Genomic DNA, 20,073 nt, shown 5'->3' with positions numbered 1-20,073 from the left:
TAAGGTTGGAGCCGGGAGCACCCCTCGCGCTGCTCCCGCCCCGCACCACAGCTCCCAGGGGAGCCTGCAGGACCCGATCGATTTCGGCACGAAGGTGTGCCCGGTACCAGATGTATTCGTCGCCGGAGTCGCCCGAGAAGGGTCCACGAGGCGGCACCACCTATGAAGGAGATGGAAACCAGTGACTACTCGTGTTGGAATCAATGGCTTCGGCCGCATCGGTCGCAACTACTTCCGCGCGGCCCTCGAGCAGGGCGCCGACCTGGAGATCGTTGCCGTCAACGACCTCACGAGCCCCGAGGCACTCGCGCACCTGCTCAAGTACGACTCCGTCACCGGCCGCCTGAAGGCCTCCGTCGAGGTCGACGGCGGCGACCTGGTGGTCGACGGCAAGCGCGTCCGCGTGCTGGCCGAGCGCGACCCCGCGAACCTGCCCTGGGCGGATCTCGGCGTCGACATCGTCATCGAGTCCACCGGGTTCTTCACGAAGGCCGCGGACGCGCAGAAGCACATCGACGCCGGCGCCAAGAAGGTCCTCATCTCCGCTCCCGCGTCCGACGAGGACCTCACCGTGGTCCTGGGCGTCAACGACGGCGACTACGACCCCGAGAACCACCACATCATCTCCAACGCCTCCTGCACCACGAACTGCCTCGGCCCCCTGGCGAAGGTGCTCAACGATTCCTTCGGCATCGAGCGCGGCCTCATGACGACGGTCCACGCCTACACCGCGGACCAGAACCTGCAGGACGGCCCCCACAAGGACCTCCGCCGCGCCCGCGCGGCCGCGATCAACATGGTCCCCACCTCCACGGGTGCGGCCAAGGCCATCGGCCTCGTCCTGCCCGAGCTCAAGGGCAAGCTCGACGGCTACGCCATCCGCGTGCCCGTCCCCACGGGCTCCGCCACCGACCTGACCGTCACCGTCGGGCGCGAGGTGACCGTCGACGAGGTCAACGCGGCCTACAAGGCTGCCGCCGCCGAAGGCTCCCTCGAGGGCTACCTCTCCTACACGGAGGCCCCGATCGTCTCCTCGGACATCGTGACGGATCCGGCGTCGTGCATCTTCGACTCCGGCCTGACGAAGGTCATCGGCAACCAGGTCAAGGTCGTCGGCTGGTACGACAACGAGTGGGGCTACTCGAACCGCCTGGTGGACCTGACGGAAATCGTCGCCGCCAAGCTCTCCTAGGCGGGCCCGCCCGTGGCTTACGCAACGCTCGACGATCTGCTCGCCGAAGGGGTCCGGGGACGCCGCGTCCTCGTGCGCTCCGACCTCAACGTGCCCCTCGAGGGCGAGGTGCCCTCGCTGAAGGTCACCGACGACGGCCGCGTGCGCGCGTCCCTCCCCGTTCTGCGCAAGCTGAGCGAGGCGGGCGCCGCCGTCATCGTCCTGGCCCACCTCGGGCGGCCCAAGGGCGCACCCGAGGAGAAGTACTCGCTCGAGCCGGCCGTGGATGTGCTCCGGGAGCTCGCCGACTTCCCGGTGACCCTCGCCCCCGACACCACAGGCGAGGGGGCGAGGACCGCAGCGGCGGCCCTCGCCGACGGCGAGGTGCTCGTCCTCGAGAACGTGCGCTTCGACGCCCGCGAGACGAGCAAGGACGACGCCGAGCGCTCCGCGTTCGCCCGTGAGCTGGCCCAGCTGGCCGGCGACGACGGCGCGTACGTGGACGACGCGTTCGGTGCGGTCCACCGACGGCACGCGAGCGTGTACGACATCGCCTCGCTGCTGCCCGCCTACCAGGGCGACCTGGTCCGTGCCGAGCTCGTGGTCCTCGAACGGCTGACGACCGACCCGCAGCGGCCGTTCGTCGTCGTCCTCGGCGGCTCGAAGGTGTCCGACAAGCTCGCCGTGATCGAGAACCTGATCGGCACCGCCGACCGGATCCTCGTCGGGGGCGGCATGGTCTTCACCTTCCTGGCCGCCCAGGGACACGAGGTCGGCGCCAGCCTGCTCGAGGAGGACCAGATCGACACGGTCCGCGGCTACCTCGAACGCGGACCGCGGGACGGCACGCAGTTCGTGCTGCCGACGGACATCGTGGTGGCGGAGAAGTTCGCCGCCGACGCCGGGCACAGCGTCGTCGCCGCCGACGCCATCGCTGCCGGGACGTACGGTGCCTCGGGTATCGGGCTCGACATCGGTCCCGTGACGGGTGCGGACTTCGCCGCGAACATCGCCGAGGCCCGGACCGTGTTCTGGAACGGCCCCATGGGCGTGTTCGAGTTCGACGCCTTCGCCGACGGCACCCGTGCCGTCGCCCAGGCCCTCACCGAGGCGCAGGCGGACGGCGCCCTGACCGTGGTGGGCGGTGGCGACTCCGCCGCGGCCGTGCGGGGTCTCGGCTTCGCCGACGACCAGTTCGGGCACATCTCGACCGGTGGCGGCGCGAGCCTCGAATACCTCGAGGGCAAGGAACTGCCCGGGCTGACAGCCCTCGCACGCGACTAGCAGCCCGCGCACCGGAACGGCGGGACCCGCACGGCCGAGGCCGCGCCGGTCCCGCCGCCGTACGACCACCAGCCAAGGACCGACGCGTCCTGGAACGAACAGATGGAGTAGGACGATGACCACCTCGACCAACGGCGCCTTCGACCGCCGACCGCTCATCGCGGGCAACTGGAAGATGAACCTGGACCACATGCAGGGCATCACGTTCCTGCAGAAGCTCGCCTGGACCCTCGACGACGCGGGCCACGACTTCTCCCGCGTCGAGGTGTCGGTCTTCCCGCCGTTCACCGACCTCCGCGGCGTCCAGACCCTCGTCAAGGGCGACGACCTGCAGCTCGTCCACGGCGGACAGGACCTCTCGCCCGAGGACTCCGGCGCCTACACCGGCGACATCTCCGGCCAGTTCCTCGCGAAGCTCGACTGCACGTACGTGCTGGTGGGGCACTCCGAGCGCCGCACCATCCACTCCGAGTCCGACGAGCTGGCGAACCGGAAGGTGCACGCGGCCTACCGGCACGGCCTGGTGCCCGTGCTCTGCGTCGGCGAGGGCCTCGAGATCCGGCAGGCCGGGACGCACGTCGACCACACGCTCGAGCAGGTGCGTCGCGGGGTCGCCGGGCTCACGCCCGAGCAGGCCGCGTCGCTCGTGATCGCCTACGAGCCCGTCTGGGCCATCGGCACCGGCGAGGTCGCGGGCCCCGGCGACGCGCAGGAGATGTGCGCCGCCATCCGCGCGGAACTCGGCGCGCTGTTCGACGACGCCACGGCGTCCGGGACCCGCCTCCTCTACGGCGGCTCGGTCAAGGCGGCGAGCGCCGCGAGCATCCTCCGTGAGCGTGACGTCGACGGCGTCCTCGTCGGCGGTGCGAGCCTCGACGTGTCCGAGTTTGCTAGTATTGTCAGGTTCGAACAGCATCTGGTGACAGACTAGTTCCGTGCGCCGGCCGCTTCAGGCCGCGGCTACCGAGCCTTGAAAGGGCCCCGTGGAAATCCTTCGTATCATCCTGCTCGTCCTGCTCGGGATCACCAGCCTCCTGCTGACCCTGCTGATCCTGCTCCACAAGGGGCGTGGTGGCGGTATGTCGGACATGTTCGGTGGAGGCATGACCTCGAGCATGGGGTCCTCGGGCGTGGCCGAGCGGAATCTCAACCGGTTCACCGTGGCCCTCGGGCTCGCCTGGGGAGTCGTCATCGTGGCCCTCGGCCTCATCCAGCGGTTCGCCGGCGAGGCCTGACCCCGCACCCCGTACGACGAAGCCCCCGGTCCCTGCAGGGACCGGGGGCTTCTCCGTGGGACCGCCGGGCGGCCCGAGCCGTCAGTCCGACGACTCGTCGTCGTCGTGGTCGATGAGGCGGCCGGGCAGCTTCTGCGCAGCGTCCTGGTCGATCAGCCACAGGGTCTTCCTGACGCCCCTCGCGCCGGCAGCCGGCACCTGCACGTGGCCCGCTCCCGCGAGGGCGAGACCCACCGCGCCGGCCTTGTCGCTGCCGCTGACCGAGAGCCACACCTCCTGCGCCGTGTTGATGGCCTCGAGGGTCAGGGAGATGCGCTGCGGCGGCGGCTTCGGGGCGTCGGGTACGCCCACCGTCGTCGCGCCCTTGGTCCGGATGCCCGCCAGTTCGGGGAACAGCGAGGCGACGTGCGCGTCCGGTCCCACCCCGAGCAGGAGGACGTCGAAGCGTGGGAGCCGCGGGTCCACCTGGGCGGCGTCCGCGTCCGCCACGAGTTCGGCCCGCGCCGCGGCGGACAGCTGCTCCGCGTAGTCGACGGCGGCCGTGTCCTCGTCCGGGAACTCGTCCTTGGACCCGAACTCGTGGATCTTCACCGGGTCGGCGCCGATACGGTCGAGGAGGGCGGCGCGTGCCTGTACGGCGTTGCGGTCGGGGTCCTCGGCCCGCAGGAAGCGCTCGTCCCCCCACCAGAAGTGCACGTTGGCCCAGTCGACGGCGGTGTGCGCCGGCGACTCGGCCACCGCCAGCAGCGCAGCCGTGCCGATCGAGCCCCCCGTGAGGACGACGGTCGCCGTCCCGCGGTCGCTCTGCACGTCGACGAGGCGCGTGATGAGCCTCGCCGCCACGGCCGCCGCGAGGGACGCCTGGGAGGGATGGATGCTGACTTTCGGCTCAGCGCTCACTCGTGCGCACACTCCTCAGGTTGGTACGGGCCAGGCCCTCCGTGATCACTTCTCCGAACACCTCGTCGGGGTCGAGGCGCCTCAGCTCCTCCGCGAGGCAGTCCCGCAGGCCCCGACGGGGCAGCGAGATGTGCTGGACCGGCTGGTTCGGCTGGTACAGCTCCGCGACGTCCTGGTCGGGGCGGTGCAGCTCGATGTCCCCGCCGCTCCTCGTCAGGCGGACGCGCTTCAGCCCCGTGCCGGCCGGGCCGGCCACGATGGTGACGGGGGCGTCGAGGGCCTCCGTCAGCCAGGCCGCGAGCAGCACCGTACTGGGGGAGTCGGAGGCGCCTTCGACCATGATCGCGGTGATGGGCTGGTTCCCCTCGAGCTGGTCGAGGACCGCGGCGAGCTGGATGCGCCAGTTGGTCAGGCGCGTCCAGGCGAGATCGGTGTCCCCGGCCGTGTACGTGCTGCTGATGTTGAACAGCGCGGCCGTGGGATCGGCCTCGTTGGCGGAGTCCGTGATCCGCCGGTGCGCGATCCCGCCGATCGAGGTCTGCGAGGCGGCCGGGGGGACACCGTGCGGCCACCAGGCGACGATGGGGGCGTCCGGGAGGAGGAGGGCCGACACGAGCGACTCGTTCTCGTCGGCGAGCTCCCCGTAGCCGTGCAGGACGACGACCTCCGAGGCCCCGGCGTCGCCGCCGACGCGGATCTGGCCGTCCAGCCGCGTCGGCTCGTCGGCCGATCCCTCGGCGAGGACGATGATGCGGCACGGGTGCTCGCGGCTCGCCTCGTTGGCGGCGTCGATGGCCTCCTCCTCGTGGCCCGACCGGGTGATGACGACGAGCGTCAGGACCCGTCCGAGCGCGACCACGCCCCCGCGGTCCCTCAGGGCCATGAGTTCCTTGGACACCCTCGAGGTGGTGGTGTCGGGCAGGTCCACGATCATGGTCGCCTCCAGGTGCGTCCGTCGGCGGCGAGCAGTGCGTCCGCGGAGGCGGGACCCCAGCTGCCCGGTACGTAGGGTTCGGGCTGGCCGTCGAGGGTGGCCCAGTGCTCCTCGAACGGGTCGAGGATCTTCCAGGACAGCTCCACCTCCTGCTGCCGCGGGAACAGCGGCGGCTCTCCGAGGAGCACGTCGAGGATGAGCCGCTCGTAGGCCTCCGGGCTGGATTCGGTGAAGGAATGGCCGTAGCCGAAGTCCATGGTGACGTCGCGGACCTCGGCCTGGGTGCCGGGCACCTTGGAGCCGAACCGGATGGTCACACCCTCGTCGGGCTGCACGCGGATGACGACGGCGTTCTGGCCGAAGTCCCCGTCGTCGTGGGCGCGGAACAGCAGGTTGGGGGCCCGCTTGAAGACGACCGCGATCTCGGTGACGCGGCGTCCGAGGCGCTTGCCCGCCCGCAGGTAGAACGGGACACCGGCCCAGCGGCGGGTGTTGATGTCGAGCCGGAGCGCGGCGAAGCTCTCCGTCGTGGAGTCCGCGGGGATGCCGTCCTCGTCGAGGAAGCCGTTGACCCGCTCACCGCCCTGCCAGCCGGCCTCGTACTGTCCGCGCGCGGAGCGCCCGGTGAGGTCCGCCGGGAGGGTGACGGCCGCGAGGACCTTCTCCTTCTCGGACCGGAGGTGCTCGGCGTCGAACGAGATGGGCTCCTCCATCGCGGTGAGCGCGAGGAGCTGGAGCAGGTGGTTCTGGATGACGTCGCGGGCCGCGCCCACGCCGTCGTAGTACCCGGCCCTGCTGCCGATCCCGATGTCCTCCGCCATGGTGATCTGCACGTGGTCCACGTAGTTGGCGTTCCACAGCGGCTCGAAGAGCTGGTTCGCGAAGCGCAGCGCGAGGATGTTCTGCACCGTCTCCTTCCCCAGGTAGTGGTCGATCCTGAACACGGCGTCCGGGGGGAAGACCTCCTCGACGATGCTGTTGAGCTCGCGCGCGGACTCGAGGTCGTGCCCGAAGGGCTTCTCGATGACCACGCGGCGCCATTGGCCGTCGTCGGGCTGCGCCAGACCGTGCTCGGAGAGCTTCTGGCACACCGCCTCGAACGCGTTGGGCGGGATCGAGAGGTAGAACGCGTGGTTGCCGCGGGCGCCCCTGCTCCCGTCCAGGCCGTCGAGGGTCTCCTTCAGCTTCTTGAAGGCCTCGTCGTCGTCGAAGTTGCCCGTGACGAAGCGGATGCCCGCCGAGAGCTGCTCCCAGACCGTCTCGTTGAACGGCGTCCGGGCGTACTGGGTCACGGACTCGCGGACCTGCTCCACGAACTCCTCGTCGGTCCACTCGCGCCGGCCGAAGCCGACGAGGCCGAAGCTCGGCGGCAGGAGCCCGCGATTGGCGAGGTCGTAGATGGCGGGCATGAGCTTCTTGCGGGCGAGATCGCCCGTGACGCCGAACAGGACCAGGGAGGAGGGCCCGGCGATCCGGCTCAGGCGCCTGTCCCGGGGGTCCCTGAGCGGGTTGGCCGCCCGCGCCGTCGTACCGTCAGCCATGCTCACCCGTTCCCGTGCTGGGACTGCCCGGACGAGGCGAGGGAGGCGACGACGCGGCGTAGCTGGTCCACGCCCGCCGCCCGGTCCGTGAGGTGCAGGCGGACGACGGGCCGGCCGTGGTCCGCGAGCACCTGTGCATCGCCGGCGGCCTGCGCGGAGATGAGCTCCCCGAACGTGAAGGGCCGGTTGGGGATGGCGAGGTCCGTGCTGCCGGCCCCGGTGAGCTGCAGGTATCCGCCGATGGGCGAGCCGCCCTTGTGGTACTGGCCGGTGGAGTGGAGGAAGCGCGGGCCCCAGCCGAACGTGACCGGGCGGCCGGTGGCCTGGGCGAGCGGCGAGCGGATCTCCTCGAGGGCCGCCTGGCGGTGGCGGTCGAGGTAGGCCTGGACGGAGAGGTAGCCGTTCGCCGGGAGGGCCGCGAGGAGGGCCTCCAGCGCGTCGGCGACCGTGGTGGACGAGCCGAGCAGGCCGGCGTCGCCGCGTACCTCGATGGCACCGTCGACGAAGGCCGCCGGGACGGGCTCCGGCTGGGCGTCGAGCAGGCCGCGGGCGGCCGTCTTCGCCGCCTCGACGTCGGGCTGGTCGAACGGGTTGATGCCGAGGAGCCGTCCCGCGACGGCGACGGCGTACTCCCAGACGAACAGCTGGCTGCCCAGCGTGCCGCTGACCGAGACGCGCGTGCCACGCGTCATCTCGTCGCTGGGAGCCTCGTCGAACGGCGCCAGGAAGACGGGGAGGACGTCGTCGGCCACGTCGGCGAGCTCGGGAGCACCCGTGGAGGCGACCACCGGCAGCAGGCCGGTGCCGAGCTTGCCCGTCGACTCCGCGATGAGCTGTTCGGCCCAGTCGGCGAAGCCCGGGAGGCCGGAACCGGCGTCGGCGAACACGATCTTGTCGCGGAGGGGCGTGGTGCCTCCGAGCACGGCGCCGAGCTGCAGTCCCACGTTGTCGTCGACGTCGTCACCGAGGAACTCGGCGGCGTCCTCGGCGTCGTCGAGGAGTGCGGCGACATCCGCGCCGGCGAGGCCGGACGGCACGAGACCGAAGGCAGTCAGGGCCGAGTAGCGGCCGCCCACCTCCGGGTCCGCGGTGAACACCTTCCGGTAGCCGGCCTTCCGGGACGCCTCCTCGAGGGGCGAGCCCGGATCCGTCACGACGACGATCCGCGAGGCCGCATCGATGCCGGCGTCGGTGAACGCCTGCTCGAAGAGGCGCCGCTGCGAATCCGTCTCCACGGTGGAGCCCGACTTCGAGGACACGACGATGGCGGTGCGCTGCAGGTCCTCCTCGAGGGCCGCGCGGACCTGCTCGGGATCCGTCGCGTCGAGCACGACGAGCCGGACGCCGGCTTCCTTGGTGATCACCTCGGGCGCGAGCGAGGAACCGCCCATGCCGCAGAGCACGATGCGGTCGACGCCCTCGGCCTGGAGATCGGCACGGAGCCCGGCGATCTCCGGCAGGAGGGCCCGGGAGCCTTCGAAGAGGTCGATCCAGCCGAGGCGCTTCGAGGCCTCGGACTCGGCGTCGGCGCCCCACAGGGTGGGGTCCTTCGCCATGAGGCGGGAGGCGACGCGGTCGTGCACGAGCGCCGGTACGGCTGATTCGACGGCCGCGAGGGCATCGCCGGATGCGGTGAGAGCGAATGAACCCATGGGAATCAGCCCTTCGCGGCGTCGAGGGCGGTCTGGACGGTCTCGAGGAGCTCGGACCAGCTGGCCACGAACTTGTCGAGGCCCTCGGTCTCGAGCTGGTCGACGACCTCGTCGTAGGAGATCCCGAGCGCGTCGAGCCGGTTCAGGAGCTCGTTGGACTCGTCGTACGTCCCGGTGACCGTGTCCCCTTCGACGACGCCGTGGTCGGACATGGCCAGGAGGGTCTTCTCCGGCATGGTGTTGACGACGTCCGCGGCGACGAGGCCCGTGACGTACAGCGTGTCGGGGAGGTTCGGGTCCTTGACGCCCGTCGACGCCCACAGCGGACGCTGGGCGTTCGCACCGGCCGCCTTCAGGACCTGCCAGCGTTCCGTAGCGAACTGCTCCTCGAAGATCTGGTAGGCGAGGCGCGCATTGGCGAGCCCGGCCTTGCCCTTCAGCGCGGTCGCCTCCTCGGTCCCGAGCGCGTCGAGCCGGCCGTCGATCTCGGCATCGACGCGGGAGACGAAGAACGAGGCGACGGAGGTGATCTTGGTCAGGTCGTGGCCGTTCTCCTTCGCCTGCTCGATGCCCTGCTGGAAGGCGTTGATGACGGCGCGGTAGCGCTCGAGGGAGAAGATCAGGGTGACGTTGACGCTGATGCCGGCGGCCAGGGTCTCCGTGATGGCCTCGAGGCCCTCGACGGTGGCCGGGATCTTGATGAGTACGTTGGTGCGCTGCACCTTGGCGTGCAGGCGCTTGGCCTCCTCGATCGTGCCCTGCGTGTCGCGGGACAGGCGGGGGTCCACCTCGATGGAGACGCGGCCGTCGGCACCGTTCGTGCGCTTGGCCTCCGCGGCGAAGATGTCGCAGGCCTGGGCGACGTCGTGCGTGGTGATGTCGAAGACGGCCTGGTCGACGTCGGCGCCGGCCTCGGCGAGCGCCCCGACCTGGGAGGCGTAGGACTCGCCCTTCTTCAGCGCCGCGGCGAAGATGCTCGGGTTCGTCGTCACACCGACGACGTCCAGGTCCTCGATCAGGTGCTTGAAGGCGCCGGAGTTGATGCGCTCACGGGAGAGGTCGTCGAGCCAGATGGAAACGCCGGCGGCCGAGAGGTCGGCGGTGGGTGATGCGGTCATGGTGTGCTCCTTTTCCGCTTCCGCGGAATGTGTACTGGACGGGTCGGACGGAGGGGACTCCTCCCGGGCCGGTGCCCGGCCCGGGCGGAGTGCCGGCTACTGCTGGTCGCCGGTCTCGGTGGCGCGCTGCCCCGAGCCCAGGGCCGCCGTGCCGTTGGGCGCCAGGGGATCGACGGCGACCGCTTCGAGGGAGTCCTTGGCGGCTGTCACGACGGCGTCGGCGGTGATGCCGAACTCGCGGTAGAGCGTCTTGTAGTCGGCGGAAGCACCGAAGTGCTCGAGGGACACGCTGCGTCCGGCGTCGCCCACGATCCCGGTCCAGCTCTGCGAGACGCCGGCCTCGACGGACACGCGGGCCCGGACCGTGCGCGGCAGCACGCTGTCGCGGTAGGCGGCGTCCTGGGCGTTGAACCACTCGAGGCACGGCATCGAGACGACGCGCGCGGCGATGCCCTGGGCCTCGAGGGCCTCCCGCGCCTCGACGGCGAGCTGCACCTCGGACCCGGTGCCGATCAGGATGACGTCGGGCGTGCCGTTCTTCGCCTCGGCGAGCACGTAGCCGCCCTTCGCGACGCCCTCGGCCGAGCCGAACGTGTCACCGTCGGCTGCTCCCTCACCGCGTGCGTAGGTCGGGATGTTCTGGCGCGTCAGCACGATGCCGGCCGGATTGTCGGTGTTCTCCAGGATGGTCCGCCAGGCGACGGCCACCTCGTTGGCGTCACCCGGGCGGACGACGTCGAGACCGGGGATGGTGCGCAGCGAGGAGAGCTGCTCGACGGGCTGGTGGGTGGGCCCGTCCTCGCCGAGGCCGATGGAGTCGTGCGTCCATACGTAGATCGCCGGGACGCCCATGAGGGCGCCGAGCCGCACGGCCGGGCGCTGGTAGTCGCTGAAGATCAGGAAGGTGCCCGAGAAGGCGCGCGTGCTGCTGTGCATGACGATGCCGTTGACGATCGCCGCCGCCGCATGCTCGCGGATGCCGAAGTGCAGGACACGCCCGTACTGGTTGCCCGACCAGGCCTTGGTCTGCCGGCTCTCGGGGATGAACGACGGCGAGCCCTCGATGGTCGTGTTGTTCGACTCCGCGAGGTCCGCGCTGCCACCCCAGAGTTCCGGGAGCACGGGGCCGATGGCCGTGAGGACCTTGCCCGATGCCGCGCGGGTGGACATGTCCTTGCCCGCCTCGAACGTGGGCAGGGACGCTTCCCAGCCCTCGGGGAGCGTGCGCGCCTGGATGCGCTCGAGCAGGGCCGTCTCGTCGGGGTGTGCGGCCGTCCAGGCGTCGAAGCCCTCGCGCCAGGCCTTCTGCGCGTCGGCGCCGCGCTGCACCACGCCGCGCGCGTGCTCCAGGACCTCCGGGTCGACGTCGAAGTGCTTCTGCGGGTCGAAGCCGAGGGCTTCCTTCAGTGCCGCGACCTCGTCCTTGCCGAGGGCCGACCCGTGGATCTTGCCGGTGTTCTGCTTGGTCGGCGCCGGGAAGCCGATGATGGTGCGCAGGGAGACGATGCTCGGCCGGGACGTCTCGTTCTTCGCCGCCACGAGGGCGCAGTAGAGCTCGGCGACGTCCTCGACGTACTCACCGGTCTTCGTCCAGTCCACGCGCTGCGTGTGCCAGCCATAGGCCTCGTAGCGCTTGAGGACGTCCTCCGTGAAGGCGACGTCCGTGTCGTCCTCGATGGAGATGTGGTTCTCGTCGTAGATCACCACGAGGTTGCCGAGCTCCTGGTGTCCGGCGAGCGAGGACGCCTCGGCCGTCACGCCCTCCTGGAGATCGCCGTCGGAGGCGATGACCCAGATGGTGTGGTCGAACGGGCTTGTGCCCGCGGGGGCGTCGGCGTCGAACATGCCGCGCTGGCGCCGCTGGCCGTAGGCGAAGCCGACCGACGTCGCGAGTCCCTGGCCGAGGGGGCCGGTGGTGATCTCGACGCCCTTGGTGTGGCGGTACTCGGGGTGGCCCGGTGTGAGGGAGCCCCACGTGCGCAGCGCCTTCAGGTCATCGAGCTCCAGTCCGTAGCCGGACAGGTAGAGCTGGATGTAGAGGGTCAGCGAGGTGTGGCCGGGGGAGAGGACGAAGCGGTCGCGGCCCGTCCACTCGGGGTCCGACGGATCGTGCCGCATGAGCTTCTGGAACAGGAGGTAGGCGGCGGGGGCGAGGCTCATCGCCGTCCCCGGGTGTCCGTTGCCCACCTTCTCGACGGCGTCCGCCGCGAGGATGCGCACCGTGTCCACGGCCTTCTGGTCGAGCTCGGTCCAGGTCAGTTCCTGCTCTTGGGTCTGCGCCACGTTTCCGGGCCCCTCTCTGTCCGGAACGGCACCCTAGCTGGCGACGGCGTACCTCTGGGCACGCCGTCGGGCTGGCCGTTCACCGTTGAATTGCGAAGTTCGGCCCCGACCGGGGACAGCACTGAATCCGGACGACATGGTCCGGAGGCGCTTCCACAGCGGGCTTTCGAATCCACACTATCCCTTCCGGACTGCGATGCACCGTGGGTGGCGAAGAATGTCATCCCTTCCCCGCAGGGGTTGCGCGGCGGGCACCCGGCCCCTCGACTTCGGCCGGCCGGGCTCGACAGCAGGTGGGCGGCAGGGGGATCTCGCACGACCGGGATCCTTCAGGCAGGTCCGGGTGTCCCGGCGGTCCCGGTCGTCTTCGGTCGTCCTGGTCGTCTTCGGTCGTCCTGGTCGTCTTCGGCGTCGCACGCGGGACATGCGGGAGTCGACGCTGCCCCTCGCGGGCCACAAGGCCTGCGGGGACAGGACCCGGCGCCGATTTCTACACGCCGTAAAAGGGTATGATGGCGTTGTCTTTTACTCCGGAAGAAACGAAAGTGTTGCCTCGTGAAGACCCAGCAGGCTCCTGCTCCGGCACGTTCCCCGCAGGCCCGTCAGGGTTTCGGCCGCAAGGCGAAGGCCTACCTCGCGCTGACGAAGCCCCGCGTGATCGAGCTCCTCCTGGTGACCACTCTTCCCACGATGATCTTCGCGCAGGGCGGCTTCCCGCCGCTCGGGCTGATCCTCGCCACCATGGTCGGTGGCGCACTCGCGGCCGGGAGCGCAGGTGCCTTCAACTGCTACATCGACCGTGATATCGACAAGCTCATGCACCGCACGGAGAACCGTCCGCTCGTCACGGGAGAGGTCACCCCGCGTGAGGCCCTCGTCTTCTCCTGGATCCTCGGCGTCGTGGCGATCGCCGTCCTGTGGTTCGGGGCTAATCCGCTGGCCGGGATGCTCGGCGTCGGCGCGATCTTCCTCTACGTGGTGGTCTACACCCTGGTGCTCAAGCGCCGCACGTCCCAGAACATCGTGTGGGGCGGAGCCGCCGGGTGCATGCCCGTCCTCATCGCCTGGGCCGCTGTCACCAACTCGATCGAGTGGCCCGCCGTCGTGCTGTTCCTCATCATCTTCCTGTGGACGCCGCCGCACTACTGGCCGCTGTCCATGAAGTACGGCGACGACTACCGGGCCGCCAGCGTCCCCATGCTCGGAGCCATCGCCGGTGCCCGCGTGGTGTCCGTCCAGGTGGTCCTCTACGCGTGGGCCATGGTGGCGTGCTCGCTCCTGCTCATCCCCGCCGGTGCCGGCTGGGTGTACTCCGTGGCCGCGCTCGTCGGCGGCGCGTGGTTCATCCGCGAGTCGCACCGGCTGCACTCGCTGGCGCAGCAGGGCGAACTGAGCAGCAAGGCCGCGATGAAGGTGTTCCACGGTTCCATCAGCTACCTGACGGTGCTCTTCCTGGCCCTCGCGATCGACCCGTTCGTCGGATCCGCCGTCCTCGCCTGAGCCCTGCGACTGCCCGAGCCCTCCCACCGCCTGAACCCGGAGTGTCCTCCTGCTTCGGGCGCGCACCCGGCGCGGCGGCCCAGGCCCGGGCCGGCGTTCCCCCGGGGATGGGCGCCCGGCGCGGCGGTCGAACCGGCGGAATCACGCACCCGGCGCGGCAGCCCAGGCCCGGGCCGGCGTTCCCCCGGGGATGGGCGCCCGGCGCGGCGGCAGACGCAGCCTGCTCCCTCTAGGCTTGCTGGCATGGACTTCACCGGCCTCATCGCCTATCCCATCACCCCGTTCGCCGCCGACGGCTCCGTCGCCCAGGACGACCTCCGGGCACTCGTCGACGGTCTTGCAACGTCAGGCGTCGACGCCGTCACGATGCTCGGCTCGTCGGGCAGCTTCGCCTACCTCGACCGGTCGGAGCGCGCGCTGGTGGCACGGACCGCCATCGAGGCGGTGGACCGACGGCTCCCGGTCGCCGTGGGCATCAGTTCCGTCGGCACGCGCGAGGTCCTCGACGCGGCAGTGGACGCGCAGGCGGCGGGCGCCGACGGCCTCGTGCTCTCGCCCGTCTCCTACGTGCCCCTCACCGATGACGAGGTCCTCGCGCAGGTACGCGCCGTGTGCGCCGTCACCGATCTGCCGGTCTGCCTCTACAACAACCCCGGCACCACGCAGTTCGACTACTCGCTGCGCGTCGTCGCGGAACTGTCGGCCCTGCCGCAGGTCGTCGCGTTCAAGGACACGGCAGCCGACGCGGCGACGTTCAACGCGCGGCATGCCGAGCTCGCACCCCTGGTACCGGACGGCTTCAGCCATGGGGTGAGCGGTGATCTGCTCATGATGACCGGGGAGGTCGCCGCGGATGCCTGGCACAGCGGACCCGCCGCGCTCCTGCCCGAGTACTACGGGCGCCTCCGTGCCGCCGTCGTCGCCGGGGACCGGGCGGGGATCGAGCGCGTGCGCTCCGTCCTCGCGCCCCTCGTGGACCACGTGGCGGGACTGCGCAAGATCAGCGGGCTGCACCTGCTGGCGCGTGCCTGCGGTGTCGCCGCTGGGGATCCGCGGCCGCCCCTGCTCCCCAGCCCGGGCTCCGAACTGCGCGAACTCGGGCGCCTCCTCGACCTCCTCGAGGCGGAGTTCCACGACGACTGACGCAGGCCGTCCGGCGTGTCCATCCTCGACACGCCGGCCGGGAGCCGTGACTGCGACCGAACCCCGGGAACGACGCTGACCACGCACCCGCCGGGCGGAGCAGGACAGGACGCCCGGACCAGGTCCTACGCCACGGACTCCCGCAGGCCGGCGCGAGCGCTCGTGCCCGGCGGCGGCTTCGTCGTCGTGCCGGTGTACTGCGCGTGGACCGCCGCCGCCATGAGGAGCGACGCCCCGAGCATGTGCAGCGCCACGAGGGCGACGGGCAGGTGCAGGAAGTGCTGTGTGTACCCGATGGCACCCTGCACGACGACGACGACGGCGAGCATGCCGAGGGCCTTGCGCAGCTTCTCGTGGACGCGGCCGCGGTGGGCGACGACGACGGCGAGCGCCACGGTCGCGACGAGCAGGTACACGGGGAGGGCGTGCAGGCGCGTCACGAGGAGCGCGTCCAGTCCGTTCCGTGCGGCCCCGTGATCCCCGGCGTGCGGGCCCGACCCCGTGACGACGACCCCCAGGAGCACCGCGACCGAGGTGAGGACCGTCGCGCTGACGAGCAACCGGCGCAGGAGCAGCGGCGCGGCCGGCGCGCGGTGCGCCCTGTACTCCTCGGTGGTGAGCCGGGCGCGGTTGAGCAGCACCGTGGCGAGGGCGACGAGGACCATGGACACGACGAAGTGGAGTCCCACGACCCAGGGGTTGAGGCCCGTCCAGACGGTGATACCGCCGATCACGGCCTGCGCCGGGATGCCGAGGAAGAGTCCGACCGACAGGCGGAAGAGGTCCTTGCGGTCCCGTCGCATGCCGAGCACGGCGACGATCATCGCGACGGCGATGATCACCAGCACGAAGGTCAGGAGCCGGTTCCCGAACTCGATCACGCCGTGGAGGCCCATCTCGGGCGTGGTGGTGATCGAGTCGGGGGTGCAGCGCGGCCACTCGGGGCAGCCGAGCCCGGATGCCGTCAGCCGGACCGCGCCACCCGTGACCACGATGGCGATCTGCGAGACCAGGGAGGCGACCGCCAGGCGGCGCACGAGCGGCGTCGTCGTGCGCGGGAGGGCGGCCGGGATGCGGGAGAGGACGGGGAAGGTCATACGGTCAGCTCCATTTGAACCAGCGGATGGCCGCCAGACTGGCGAGGACGGCCCAGGCGAGGAGCACCAGGCACGCGATGGGATCGAGGGTGCCGCCGACGAGGGCGCTCCGCAGCCCGTCGCCCAGTGCGGCGGACGGGAGGACCGAGACGAACGGCTCGGCCGCGGCGGGCAGGCTCGCTGCCGGGATGATGACCCCGCCCGCGGCCGCGAGCAGGATCCACACGAGGTTGGTGACGGCCAGGGTGGCCTCGGGGCGCAGCGTGCCGGCCACCAGCAGGCCGAGGGCCGTGAACGCCGCGGACCCGACGAGCAGCAGCAGTGCCGCCGGGAGCAGTCCCTCGACCCGCGGCGACCAGCCCATGAGCAGGGCGGCGCCGCCGATCACCACGAGCTGGACGGCGAGGACGGCGGCGACGGCCACGGCCTTGCCGAGAATCAGCCCCGACCGGCCGAGCGGCGTGGTCGAGAGGAAGCGGAGGACGCCGTACCGGCGGTCGAAGCCCGTCGCGATGCCCTGCCCCGTGAAGGCTGTCGACATGGTGCAGAGGGCGAGCACGCCGGGAGCGGCGACGTCGATACGGTTGGGCCCGTACGCATCGAGCAGCGGCGTGATGACCAGGGCGGTCAGTGCCAGGAGCGGGAGCACGATCGCCAGGACGAGCTGCTCACCGTTGCGCAGCATCGCCAGCGCCTCGTAGCCCCCGTGCCGCAGGACGCGCGCCACGAGAGGTGCCGCCGTTCCCGGCCGACCGGGAAGGACCGTGCCCGGCGTCATCGGATGCTCCGTCCGGAGATGTCGAGGAAGACGTCCTCGAGGGAGCGCGGCGCCATGGAGATGGCCGTCGGCATGACGCCCTGCGTGTCCCACCAGGAGGCCAACTGGGCGACGTCGGAGGCCGTGAGCGCTCCCCGCAGGACGTACTGTCCGGGCTCGTCCTCGCGCTGGTGCAGGTGGGGGAGGAGCTCGGGGGGCAGCGCGAGGCCGGGCACGGTCTCGAAGCGCAGCTCGCGCATGCCGTCGGCGTCCTTGTCCGCGGTGAGGGCGGCCACCGTGCCCTCGGCGACCGTGCGGCCGCCCTCGAGGATGTAGACGTAGTCCGCGAGCCGCTGCGCGTCGTCGAGCAGGTGCGTGGTCAGGATGACGGCGAGGCCGTCGGCGCGCAGCTCCCGGATCAGGTCGAAGACGATGGTGCGGGACTGCGGGTCGAGCCCGGCGCTGGGTTCGTCGAGGAAGACCACCTCGGGCCGACCCACGAGGGCGCACGCGAGGGCCAGGCGCTGCTTCTGGCCGCCGGAGAGCCTGCGGATCGAGACCGTCCCGAACTCGTCGAGCCCCAGGCGCTCGGCCAGCGCGTCGACCGGCAGCGGGGAACTGAACATGGACGCGACATGGTGCAGGAGGGCGAGGGGGCGCACGGACGGCGGCAACCCGCCGTCCTGGAGCATCACACCGACTCTCGCGCGGAGGTCCGGCGAGGCCCGGTAGGGGTCCTCGCCGAGCAGGCGCACCACGCCGCCGTCAGCGCGCTGCAGCCCCTGGGCACACTCGAGGGTCGTCGTCTTCCCGGCTCCGTTGGCACCGAGGAGGACGGTCACGGCCCCGCGCGCCGCGGTCAGGCTCACGCCCTCGAGCACGCGCACCATACGCCCGTCGAGGGCGCCGACGGGGCCGAAATCCTTGATGAGCCCGTCGATCTCGAGGGCGGGGGGAGGTGTCGGCACGCCCTTATTCTACGTCAGGTAGTAATCAGCCCTGAGTCGCCGATGGGTAGCCTCGCCTAAGTGGTCGGGCGGAATACATTACGTCATGCTTATGTTGTCTATTGTGTCGCCGATGGGAGGAGTGGACCATGACTGCAACACCCCGTGCCGCAAGCGCACCGGCCGTCGGCATGCCCGTCGACCGTGGCGCGCAGATCGTCTCCCCGGACCCCGACGAGCGTACGCGCGACCGTGTCCTGTCCGCCGTCCTCGAACGGGGACCCGTCAGCGCCGCCGAACTCGGCGACCGCCTCGGCTTCACCCCCGCAGCCATGCGCCGCCACCTCGACGCCCTCTCCTCGGACGGCCTGATCGAGGTGAAGCGGGCGCGCAGTTCCGCGACCGGCGCAGGACGCCCTGCGCGACGCTACGTGCTCAGCCAGCGGGGCCAGGCCAAGATGGGGAACGACTACCTCGACATCGCCACGGCCGCCCTCGCGCAGCTGGGCGCCGCGGCCGGCCCCGAGGCCATCGAGGAGTTCGCCCGCACGCGCTTCTCCGGCATGGAGGAACGCTACCGGCCCATCGTGGAGGCCGCTGGTCCCGATCTTGAGGCCCGCGCCCGTGCCCTCGCCGCCGCCCTGACCACCGACGGCTTCGTCGGGTCCACCAAGACCGTCGGCCGTCCGCAGGGGAGCGGAGTGCGAAGCGTCCCCGCCGCCCGCCCCGTCATGCTGAGCGTCCAGCTCTGCCAGGGCCACTGCCCCATCCAGGGCCTCGCCTCCGCCTTCCCCGCCTTCTGCGAGCAGGAGACCGGCGTCTTCGCCCGGCTCCTCGGCGTGGACGTGCGCCGCCTCTCGACACTCGCCGCCGGCGGGCACGTCTGCACCACCCACATACCCCTGGGACGGACGACGGCGGTGCCCGCACCGGGCGCCCTCGACGCCTCCGGGCCCGCAGCACCGCCGGTCGACCCGGCAGCAGCGCCGCCCGCCCCAGCAACGTTATCCATCCATCAGCAAGGAAGGCCGTGATGACGGATCAAGTAGACCGCAAGCCAGCTGCGTCGGCAGTGCCGGAGTCGGTGATCAGCGACATCCTGGAGAAGAATCCGGAGCTCGAGGGCATCGGCACGTACCAGTACGGCTGGGCCGACAAGAACGAGGCGAGCGACAACGCACGCCGCGGCCTGAGCGAGGAGGTCGTCCGCGACATCTCCGCCAAGAAGAACGAGCCCGAGTGGATGCTCGACCTCCGCCTCAAGGGCCTCAAGTACTTCGACCGGAAGCCCATGCCCGCCTGGGGCGCGGACCTGTCCGGGATCGACTTCGACAACATCAAGTACTTCGTGCGCTCCACGGAGAAGCAGGCCAACACGTGGGAGGACCTCCCCGAGGACATCCGCAACACGTACGAGAAGCTCGGCATCCCCGAGGCGGAGCGCGCGCGCCTCGTCTCCGGCGTCGCGGCCCAGTACGAGTCCGAGGTGGTGTACCACCAGCTCCGCGAGGACCTCGAGCGCCAGGGCGTCATCTTCCTGGACACCGACACCGCGCTCCGCGAGCACCCGGAGATCTTCAAGGAGTACTTCGGCTCGATCATCCCCGTGGGCGACAACAAGTTCGCGTCGCTCAACACGGCGGTCTGGTCCGGCGGGTCCTTCGTGTACGTGCCGAAGGGCGTCCACGTCGAGATCCCCCTGCAGGCCTACTTCCGGATCAACACCGAGAACATGGGCCAGTTCGAGCGCACGCTGATCATCGCGGACGAGGACTCCTACGTGCACTACATCGAGGGCTGCACCGCCCCGATCTACACGTCCGACTCGCTGCACTCGGCCGTCGTCGAGATCGTGGTGAAGAAGGGCGCCCGCGTCCGGTACACCACCATCCAGAACTGGTCGAACAACGTGTACAACCTCGTGACGAAGCGCGCCATCGCCCACGAGGGCGCCACGATGGAGTGGATCGACGGCAACATCGGCTCCAAGGTCACCATGAAGTACCCGGCCGTCTACCTGGTCGGCGAGCACGCCAAGGGTGAGACGCTCTCGATCGCCTTCGCGGGCGAGGGACAGCACCAGGACACCGGGTCGAAGATGGTGCACATCGCACCGAACACGAAGTCGTCGATCATCTCGAAGTCGGTCGCGCGCGGCGGTGGGCGGGCGGCCTATCGCGGCCTCGTGCAGGTCCGCGACGGCGCCAAGCACTCGGCGAACACGGTCCGCTGCGACGCCCTGCTGGTGGACACCATCTCGCGCTCCGACACGTACCCGTACGTCGACATCCGCGAGGACGACGTCACCATGGGCCATGAGGCCACCGTGTCGCGCGTCAGCGAGGAACAGCTGTTCTACCTCATGTCCCGCGGGCTCCCCGAGGACGAGGCCATGGCCATGATCGTGCGCGGGTTCATCGAGCCGATCGCCCGTGAACTGCCCATGGAGTACGCGCTCGAGCTGAACCGGCTGATCGAACTGCAGATGGAAGGGGCCGTGGGCTAGCGATG

17 protein-coding genes are annotated in these 20,073 nt (G+C 70.7%); 8 read left to right on the top strand and 9 right to left on the bottom strand.

Going from position 1 to position 20,073, the window contains the following annotated elements; genetic code table 11:
- Positions 1–181 precede the first annotated feature (181 nt).
- From gap to secG, 4 genes are all read left to right on the top strand, one after another.
- Positions 182–1,192 carry a type I glyceraldehyde-3-phosphate dehydrogenase gene (gene gap, locus ACX80K_RS03095; protein ID WP_104179595.1) on the top strand — a complete coding sequence of 337 codons (1,011 nt, stop codon included), beginning with the start codon at positions 182–184 and terminating at the stop codon, positions 1,190–1,192.
- Positions 1,193–1,204: 12 nt separating this feature from the next.
- A complete protein-coding gene (locus tag ACX80K_RS03090; RefSeq protein WP_459270390.1) occupies positions 1,205–2,455 on the top strand; it encodes a phosphoglycerate kinase in 1,251 nt (416 codons plus the stop codon).
- Positions 2,456–2,570: 115 nt separating this feature from the next.
- A complete protein-coding gene (gene tpiA, locus ACX80K_RS03085) occupies positions 2,571–3,386 on the top strand; it encodes a triose-phosphate isomerase (RefSeq protein WP_459270389.1) in 816 nt (271 codons plus the stop codon).
- A gap of 52 nt (positions 3,387–3,438) precedes the next feature.
- Complete coding sequence (gene secG, locus ACX80K_RS03080) at positions 3,439–3,690, top strand: preprotein translocase subunit SecG (RefSeq protein ID WP_104179598.1); 252 nt, start codon at positions 3,439–3,441, stop codon at positions 3,688–3,690.
- A gap of 81 nt (positions 3,691–3,771) precedes the next feature.
- Here secG and pgl read toward each other — a convergent pair whose 3' ends face one another.
- From pgl to tkt, 6 genes are all read right to left on the bottom strand, one after another.
- Complete coding sequence (pgl, locus tag ACX80K_RS03075) at positions 3,772–4,590, bottom strand: 6-phosphogluconolactonase (protein WP_459270388.1); 819 nt, start codon at positions 4,588–4,590, stop codon at positions 3,772–3,774.
- Positions 4,580–5,524 carry a glucose-6-phosphate dehydrogenase assembly protein OpcA gene (locus ACX80K_RS03070; RefSeq protein WP_459270387.1) on the bottom strand — a complete coding sequence of 315 codons (945 nt, stop codon included), beginning with the start codon at positions 5,522–5,524 and terminating at the stop codon, positions 4,580–4,582. Before ACX80K_RS03070 ends, pgl begins: the two co-directional genes overlap by 11 nt.
- A complete protein-coding gene (gene zwf, locus ACX80K_RS03065) occupies positions 5,521–7,065 on the bottom strand; it encodes a glucose-6-phosphate dehydrogenase (RefSeq protein WP_459270386.1) in 1,545 nt (514 codons plus the stop codon). The genes ACX80K_RS03070 and zwf overlap by 4 nt, the downstream gene beginning before the upstream one ends.
- A 2-nt stretch (positions 7,066–7,067) precedes the next feature.
- The gene (locus tag ACX80K_RS03060) at positions 7,068–8,717 is read right to left on the bottom strand and encodes a glucose-6-phosphate isomerase (protein WP_459270385.1); all 1,650 of its coding nucleotides are present in this window, start codon (positions 8,715–8,717) and stop codon (positions 7,068–7,070) included.
- Between the two features lie 5 nt (positions 8,718–8,722).
- Positions 8,723–9,835 (bottom strand): transaldolase, encoded by a 1,113-nt coding sequence (gene tal / locus ACX80K_RS03055; protein WP_459270384.1) that lies wholly within the window; start codon positions 9,833–9,835, stop codon positions 8,723–8,725.
- Positions 9,836–9,931: 96 nt separating this feature from the next.
- Positions 9,932–12,118, bottom strand: a complete 2,187-nt coding sequence (tkt, locus tag ACX80K_RS03050) for a transketolase (protein ID WP_459270383.1) — start codon at positions 12,116–12,118, stop codon at positions 9,932–9,934.
- 555 nt (positions 12,119–12,673) lie between these two features.
- Here tkt and ACX80K_RS03045 point away from each other — a divergent pair.
- Together ACX80K_RS03045 and ACX80K_RS03040 are read left to right on the top strand one after the other, a co-directional pair.
- The gene (locus ACX80K_RS03045; RefSeq protein ID WP_459270382.1) at positions 12,674–13,618 is read left to right on the top strand and encodes a heme o synthase; all 945 of its coding nucleotides are present in this window, start codon (positions 12,674–12,676) and stop codon (positions 13,616–13,618) included.
- Between the two features lie 243 nt (positions 13,619–13,861).
- Positions 13,862–14,761, top strand: a complete 900-nt coding sequence (locus ACX80K_RS03040; RefSeq protein WP_459270381.1) for a dihydrodipicolinate synthase family protein — start codon at positions 13,862–13,864, stop codon at positions 14,759–14,761.
- A gap of 125 nt (positions 14,762–14,886) precedes the next feature.
- On the opposite strand, the gene ACX80K_RS03035 is transcribed toward ACX80K_RS03040, so the two are convergent.
- From ACX80K_RS03035 to ACX80K_RS03025, 3 genes are read right to left on the bottom strand one after another with little or no spacing between them, the layout of a single operon-like run.
- Positions 14,887–15,858 (bottom strand): COX15/CtaA family protein, encoded by a 972-nt coding sequence (locus ACX80K_RS03035; protein WP_459270380.1) that lies wholly within the window; start codon positions 15,856–15,858, stop codon positions 14,887–14,889.
- A gap of 4 nt (positions 15,859–15,862) precedes the next feature.
- Complete coding sequence (locus ACX80K_RS03030; protein WP_459270379.1) at positions 15,863–16,636, bottom strand: ABC transporter permease; 774 nt, start codon at positions 16,634–16,636, stop codon at positions 15,863–15,865.
- Entirely contained in the window at positions 16,633–17,583 is a 951-nt protein-coding gene (locus ACX80K_RS03025) for an ABC transporter ATP-binding protein (RefSeq protein WP_459270378.1), read from the bottom strand. The genes ACX80K_RS03030 and ACX80K_RS03025 overlap by 4 nt, the downstream gene beginning before the upstream one ends.
- A gap of 128 nt (positions 17,584–17,711) precedes the next feature.
- Between ACX80K_RS03025 and ACX80K_RS03020 the strand changes: the two genes are divergently transcribed.
- Both ACX80K_RS03020 and sufB read left to right on the top strand, forming a co-directional pair.
- Entirely contained in the window at positions 17,712–18,596 is an 885-nt protein-coding gene (locus ACX80K_RS03020; RefSeq protein WP_459270377.1) for a helix-turn-helix transcriptional regulator, read from the top strand.
- A complete protein-coding gene (gene sufB / locus ACX80K_RS03015) occupies positions 18,596–20,068 on the top strand; it encodes a Fe-S cluster assembly protein SufB (protein WP_459270376.1) in 1,473 nt (490 codons plus the stop codon). The genes ACX80K_RS03020 and sufB overlap by 1 nt, the downstream gene beginning before the upstream one ends.
- Positions 20,069–20,073: the final 5 nt, after the last annotated feature.

The organism is Arthrobacter sorbitolis (assembly GCF_054510995.1).
This window is presented reverse-complemented; position numbering and strand designations above follow the sequence as displayed.